The following is a 2930-nucleotide window of genomic DNA, read 5'->3' on the forward strand; positions in this document are numbered from 1 at the left end:
GGGGCGGCGGCGGGACGAGCGCGCAGCCGGGCGGCGCCCGACCGGGCGCGAAGTTCGGCAACCCGACCGCGCACGACCCGATCTACGTCACGTCCGAGTACGGCATGCGCATGCACCCCGTCCTCGGCTACATGCGCATGCACGCGGGCATCGACCTGCGCGACCGCTGCGGCGAGCCGGTGTACGCGGGCCGCGACGGCACCGTCCAGTGGGCCCGGTTCCGCAGCGGCTACGGCAACCAGGTGATGGTCGACCACGGCTGGGTGGACGGCTCCTCGCTGATGTCGAGCTACAACCACATGTCGTCGTTCGTCGTCGGTGCCGGCGCGCGCGTGAGCGCGGGCCAGCTGCTCGGCTACGCGGGCAACACGGGCACCTCGGCCGCGTGCCACCTGCACTTCGAGGTGTACGTCAACGGCTCGACGACGAACCCGCGCCCGTACCTGGGTCTGTGACCTGCGCGTCGTCCGCGGATTCCCGTGGGACGACGTGGGTGGGCGCCGGTAGTGTCGGACGTCGGCGGTCGTGAGGACCGCGACGACCGCCCGGGGACCGGGCGCGTGACAGCACACGGACGGAGGGCCGCGCGGTGGCGAAGGCGAAGGTGGACGGCCGCACGATGGTCGCCGCCAACCGCAAGGCGCGGCACGACTACCTGATCCAGGACGTGCTCGAGGCCGGTCTGGTGCTCACGGGCACCGAGGTCAAGGCGTTGCGCGCCGGCCGCGCGTCGCTGGTCGACGGCTGGGCGGAGATCGAGTCCGGCGAGGCGTGGCTGCACGGCGTGCACATCCCCGAGTACTCCCAGGGCACGTGGACCAACCACGCGCCGCGGCGCAAGCGCAAGCTGCTGCTGCACCGCGAGGAGATCGAGCGTCTCGAGGCGCGCACGCGCGAGAAGGGGCACACGATCGTGCCGCTCGCGCTGTACTTCCTCGACGGCCGCGCCAAGGTGGAGATCGCCCTGGCCGTCGGCAAGAAGGACTGGGACAAGCGCCAGGCCCTGCGCGAGCGGCAGGACAACCTCGAGGCGCAGCGAGCGATGAGGGAGCGACGCGACCGGTGACCGACGTGCGTCCGGACGGATCCGACCCTGTTCTGGCGCGTGCGGTGCGGCGGCTCGTCGCGCTCCTGCTCGTGCTCGTGGTGGCGCTGGGGGTGATCGTGCTCGCGCCGCCCGTCGCCTTCGCGACGGGCACCCCGGGCGACCTGACCAGCGGCCGCGAGATCACGCGTTACGACGTCACCGCCGACGCCGCGGCCGACGGCTCGGTGGCTGTGCGCATCGAGCTCGACTTCGACTTCGGCGACGACCCCGGGCGCGGTCCGTACCTGTCGTTCCCGACGCGCGTGTCGTACGACGACGAGCAGGACCGTGTCTTCGAGTTCAGCGACGTGCAGGCGTCCAGCCCCACGGGTGCGCCGGCGCGCGTGAACCGCGAGGACGAGTCGTCGGCGATGATCCTGCGGATCGGCGACGAGGACGTCGACGACGTGCAGGGCGTGCAGACGTACGTCGTGACGTTCACGGTCAACGGGTGGATCAACCCCGCGAACGCGCAGCACTCGGGCGACGAGCTGTACTGGAACGTCATCGGGTCCGGCTGGGAGATCCCGCTGTCGCGGCTGTCGGTGGCTGTCTCCGGCCCCGCCCCCGTCGAGGGCGCCGCGTGCTTCGTCGGCCCGTACGGCTCGACCACGCCGTGCGGGTCCGCGACGACCGACGGCGCGACCGCGACGTTCACGCAGGACGTCGTGACGGTGGGCGACCAGCTCACGACCGTCACCGGGTGGCCGGGAGGCACGTTCCCCGGCGTGCAGCCGATCCTGCGGGCGAAGCCCGACCCGGGTCTCCCGCTCACGCCCGCCAGCCCCGCGGGCGTCGTCGCCGGCGTGGTGCTGCTGGTCGGCAGCGCACTCGTCGTGCGCCGCGTGCGGCGCACCGGCCGGGACCGCGCCTACCTGGGCCTGACGCCGGGGCTGCGTCCCGCCGACGGCCAGGAGGCCGCGACCGGGTACCGCGACCGCCGCATGCCCGTGTCCGTGCAGTTCCAGCCGCCGCAGGACGCCCGCCCGGGGGAGATCGGCACGCTCGTCGACGAGAAGGCCGACCCCGTCGACGTCACGGCGACCATCGTCGACCTCGCGGTGCGCGGCTGGCTGCGCATCGAGGAGGTCCCGCGCACGAACCCGAAGAAGAAGCCGAAGGACTGGACGCTCGTGCGCCTGCGCTCGGGCACCGAGGGCCTCCTGCCCTTCGAGGCGTGGCTGCTGTCCGACCTGTTCGAGGAGGGCGACCGCATCCAGCTGTCCGACCTGAGCACCACGTTCGCGTCGTCGCTCGCCAAGGTGCAGGACATGATGTACGAGCACGTCGCGAGCGTCGGCTGGTTCCGCGGCAACCCGAAGAACGTGCGCAACGCGTGGCTCGCGTCGGCGTTCGGGATCATGTTCCTCGGCGTCGGTGTCGCCCTGGTCGCGATGGCGGTCGGGAGCGTCGCCGGGCTCGCGCTCGTCGGCATCGCGATCGTGCTCGTCGGCGTCCTCGTGCTCGCCGTGTCGGGGCGTGCGCCCGCGCGCACCCCCGACGGCACCGCGGTGCTCGCGCAGGCCCTCGGGTTCCGGCGCTACCTCGCGACGGCCGAGGCGAACCAGCTGCGGTTCGAGGAGGGCGAGGACGTCTTCAGCCGCTACCTGCCGTACGCGATCGTGTTCGGCCTCACGGACCGGTGGGCGCGCGTGTTCGCCGAGCTCGCGGAGCAGGGGCGCGTCGTGGCGCAGCCCGGCTGGTACGTCGGGTCGTACGCGCCGACGGCGCACGCGTTCTGGGCGACGGGGTTCGTGGGTGCGCTCGACCGGTTCGAGTCCGTCGCGACGTCTGCGATCACCGCACCGACCCCCGGGTCGTCGGGCGGGTCCGGGTTCAGCGG

General features: G+C 73.0%; 3 protein-coding genes. All 3 read left to right on the top strand.

The features are described from left to right. Positions 1–455: M23 family metallopeptidase (locus ATM99_RS16150; protein ID WP_150118337.1), on the top strand; the 455-nt coding region annotated here is incomplete at its 5' end. A gap of 164 nt (positions 456–619) precedes the next feature. Next, positions 620–1066, top strand: a complete 447-nt coding sequence (smpB, locus tag ATM99_RS16155; RefSeq protein WP_062103869.1) for an SsrA-binding protein SmpB — start codon at positions 620–622, stop codon at positions 1064–1066. Further along, positions 1063–2930, top strand: a 1868-nt coding sequence (locus ATM99_RS16160; RefSeq protein WP_223305206.1) for a DUF2207 domain-containing protein, incomplete at its 3' end; no start/stop codon positions are given. The genes smpB and ATM99_RS16160, both read left to right, overlap by 4 nt.

It is taken from the genome of Cellulomonas sp. B6, assembly GCF_001462455.1.
Classification (GTDB): Bacteria; Actinomycetota; Actinomycetes; order Actinomycetales; family Cellulomonadaceae; genus Cellulomonas.